The sequence below is a fragment of the Paucibacter hankyongi genome, assembly GCF_037482915.1.
Lineage (GTDB): Bacteria > Pseudomonadota > Gammaproteobacteria > Burkholderiales > Burkholderiaceae_C > Paucibacter_A > Paucibacter_A hankyongi.
Genome location: NZ_JBBHJX010000043.1, coordinates 1 through 439, shown reverse-complemented (window position 1 = coordinate 439; position 439 = coordinate 1). Strand labels below are relative to the sequence as shown.

The following is a 439-nucleotide window of genomic DNA, read 5'->3' as shown; positions in this document are numbered from 1 at the left end:
ACGAACGATCCCGTAGCGAGAGGCACGGGGTCGCGCTTGGGAATGCGGCGCTTGGTGCGCCGAGGAATGTTCAGGCCCAAATCGCAGTGCACCCGCCAGACTCGCTTGTGGTTCCATGGCCGACCATCCAGGCGCAGCCGGTCAAAGCACTTCCAGAATCCCCAGCGACCGTTGCGCTCGACGATGCCGTTGAGCGCATCAATGACCTCGGCATCCTTCTCCTGTGGCAACGGTGGCACCTTGTAGTACGCCGCCCGTGACAAGCCCGCGGCGTGGCAGGCTCGCGTGATCGACAAGCGGTGCTCGGTCACCATGACCTCGACCGCCTGCCGCTTCACGGACGGCGTCAGAATTTTTTTGACAGTACATCCTTGATCGCGGCGTTCTCCAACGCCAGGTCCGCGTACATGCGCTTGAGCCGGGCGTTCTCTGTCTCCAA

Annotated in this window: 1 pseudogene; it reads right to left on the bottom strand. The window is 62.6% G+C overall.

Annotation, left to right across the window (positions count from 1 at the left end):
* A pseudogene (locus tag WG899_RS22300) lies at nucleotides 1-439 on the bottom strand (transposase family protein); the annotation flags it as partial.